The organism is Sphaerospermopsis reniformis (assembly GCF_005402885.1).
Taxonomy (GTDB): domain Bacteria; phylum Cyanobacteriota; class Cyanobacteriia; order Cyanobacteriales; family Nostocaceae; genus Sphaerospermopsis; species Sphaerospermopsis kisseleviana.
Genome location: NZ_BJCE01000382.1, coordinates 1 through 3125, shown reverse-complemented (window position 1 = coordinate 3125; position 3125 = coordinate 1). Strand labels below are relative to the sequence as shown.

Annotated in this window: 2 protein-coding genes and 1 pseudogene; all 3 read right to left on the bottom strand. The window is 40.0% G+C overall.

Going from position 1 to position 3125, the window contains the following annotated elements:
• Window positions 1-553 precede the first annotated feature (553 nt).
• Window positions 554-1894 (bottom strand): hemolysin family protein, encoded by a 1341-nt coding sequence (locus FFR48_RS26645; protein WP_137669431.1) that lies wholly within the window; start codon window positions 1892-1894, stop codon window positions 554-556.
• 229 nt (window positions 1895-2123) lie between these two features.
• Window positions 2124-2822, bottom strand: coding sequence for a hypothetical protein (locus FFR48_RS26640; RefSeq protein WP_137669430.1), 699 nt, complete (start codon window positions 2820-2822; stop codon window positions 2124-2126).
• A gap of 112 nt (window positions 2823-2934) precedes the next feature.
• A pseudogene (locus FFR48_RS26635) lies at window positions 2935-3125 on the bottom strand (hypothetical protein); the annotation flags it as partial.

Sequence of the window (3125 nt, the reverse complement as noted above, 5' to 3'; positions counted from 1 at the left end):
GGAGTCAGGAGTCAGGAGTCAGGAGTCAGGAGTCAGGAGGAGATTTGAAAATTTCTTTGCCATCTCTTGAAATCCCAAAAAATGCACACTTTTTCCGGTATACCCTTCAAAACCCTTGCACTTTTTTTCTGTTTATCAGCCTCTAACCTTTGATATATCAAGGTTTTAGGTTTATTCAGCAAACCCCAAATAATCATGAAACTCTGACTACAAAAGGGTTTTACTATCGACTCCCGACTCCTGTACGGGCGTAGGGGCGAAGCATTCGGAAAATAGGCTGTTCATAAAATTGATAATTGTTCCCCCGAATGCTTCGCCCTTACAGGAAAATAGGCTGTTCATAAAATTGATAATTACTCCCCCGAATGCTTCGCCCTTACAGGAAAATAGGCTGTTCATAAAATTGATAAGCTGTTACACAGCTAAATTGTGTAATCCTAATATTCTGAACTCTTATTTAACAGGCAAGATGCCTGTTCCACTTATACAAATTAAATACACAACAGCTTAATTGCTCCCCCGAATGCTTTGCCCCTAAGACTCCTGACTCCTGCTATAATATTGTAATTTCGATTTGGTGCAAGCGTGGTCCGCTAACTGAGACTATAGTAAATTCTAGATTCTCATAGTTGAATATTTCCCCTTTGGCGGGTATTCTTTGCAACTGATAAAGTACAAAACCTCCCAAAGTTTGATATTCTCTTGCTAAGGGTAAATTAATATGTAAAACTTCATTTAGTTCTTCTAGATTTATCTGTGCTTGCACTAAAAATGTTTGTTTTTCTGACATTTGCACCAGCAAATCATCAGTAACTGTTGGTTCACCTGCATTACCAATAATTTCAGCAATTACATCTTGAATTGTCACTATTCCCACGGTAGCGCCAAATTCATCAACCACGATCACCATCGCCGGTTTTTCTTGCTGCATCATGGGCAATAATTCGCTCAGAAGTGTCTGTTCTGGGACAAACCGGGGGGGACGCATCCAAGGGTAAATTTGTGTTTCTAAGGTCATTTTCCCCTGGGATAACGGTGTTGCTAAATCTTGAAAATAAACAATACCGCGAATGTCGTCTAAAGATTCACCAATGATGGGATAGAGAGAATGTCCAGTAGATGTCATTTCTTGTAATAATGTTTGAAAAGTAGCATCTTCTGGTAAAGTAATAATGCTTGTCCGGGGAATCATTACATCTTGGGCGGTAATTTCTCCAAACTCAAAAACATTATTTAACAGTTCTCTTTCTGCTAATTCTAAACCTGTTGATTCCCGTTCTGTTGATATAATTAATTGTAATTCTTCAGGTGTAACTGGAGGTCTCCAACTTTGACCTGTGTATTCAATGCCAAATAATTTTAACAGGTAACGGGTTGATTGGTTGAGAATCCAAATTACCGGACTGAAAAATCGGACTATAGCTTTCACAGAAGGACCTAAAAACCTGGCCAGTTGTTCGGAATACAACATAGCCACTGATTTAGGAAATAATTCCCCTAAAACTATTTGTAAATAGGCAAGTAAGAAAAAGGTAATGGGAATTGATAGAGAATGAGCCAGAAAATTACTCAAATTCCCCGGTAAAGGCCAGGACTGTAACCATGCGTTTACTATGACGACAATGCCACTTTCTCCAATCCAACCTAATGCCAAACTAGAAAGGGTAATACCTAATTGGGCAGTAGATAACAACCTGTCAATACTACGTTGTAACATTTCTACAGCGATCGCAGGTATATCACCAGCTTGAACCAGCTGATGGATACGAGTTCGCCGCACTGTCACCATTGAAAATTCTGCGGTAACGAAAAAGGCATTAATTGCTATCAGCAGTAGCACTGACAACAATTTAAACCCTATATCTGTCCAAATTAACTGAGAAAAAGCACTCACCTCTCAAGGTTATGTTAAAGAATTTTGGATTTTAGATTTTGGATTTTAGATTTTAGATTTTAGATTTTAGATTTTAGATTGACCCCATATTGGGCAAAGTTTAAACATACCTACAGTCAGGGGTTTGTTATTCAATTGGAAATTTTGAATATTGGGTTCAAAATCCAAAGGCGAAAATCTAAAAGTCCGTCAACATTATTGTCATACTAAAACGCTAATAATAGCATTTTTATTTTTCCACAGGAATATCGGATACCTGTAATTTCAGTTTTTGGGCAGGATAATCTGTTAACGCCAGTGATACACTGCTCACATCATCTAGTAAAGCTGTAGGAATGCTGATTGTACCTGTAAAGGTTGGACTTTTACCTGGTAATTCGGCGGGCAATCCCTCTGTAATGGCGCTCAAAGTTCTGCCTTTATCATCAGTAACATCTAAAAAACTATACAAGAATCTAACAGTATCATTAGCTTGATTCTGCATTTTGACTCTTAGTATTAAATCACCACCAGAATAACGAACCGATTGTACAGACATTGTTACGCCTTCGCTCTCAGCCACAACTGGAAATCCTGGTTCTAGTTTTTCTTCTGCTACTTCTTCGCGCTTTTGGGCAGCCTCAGATTTTTTGGCTGTGATTTCTTCTTCTTCCTCTCGTTTTTGTGCCTTATTATCAGTTTTATTATCTTGCATTCGCGCTTTTACAGCTTTGATAATATCTTCCTCTTTTAATAAATTTACTCTGTCCGATTCGGCGTTATTATTCCTATTGCTGGCAAATTTGCTAGTGGGGCGACCATCTGGTGACGAAACACCTTTGAGAGCAGAACTTCCCATCGAAAAACCCAAAAATGCGCTCACAGAACCTGCTCCCAGCATTAGGGTTAACAAAATCAACGTCAGAACTACAGTGGAATTTATTTTCATCGCTGACAAGCTATTACAGAAAAAAACATAGTCTATATATTAGTCAAGAAAAGCAGGGACTGGGGACTGGGGACTGGTGACTGGGGACTGGGGACTGGGGACTGGGGACTGGTTACTGGGGACTGGTGACAGGTGGCATGTGACTGGGGCCTTGTGAATGGAGACTGGTGACTTGAGACAGGGGACTGGGGACTGGCGACTGGGGAGTGTGAACTGGTGAATGGTGACAGGTCGCTAGGGCATAAGACTCAACTCCCACTCCATTACGCCAACCAGTCTGCCGCCTTCTCCTTTCTAACACAA

Excerpts from the sequence above, each read along its gene's own strand:
- FFR48_RS26640 (WP_137669430.1), bottom strand. The coding sequence starts at position 2,822 with ATGAAAATAAATTCCACTGTAGTTCTGACGTTGATTTTGTTAACCCTA.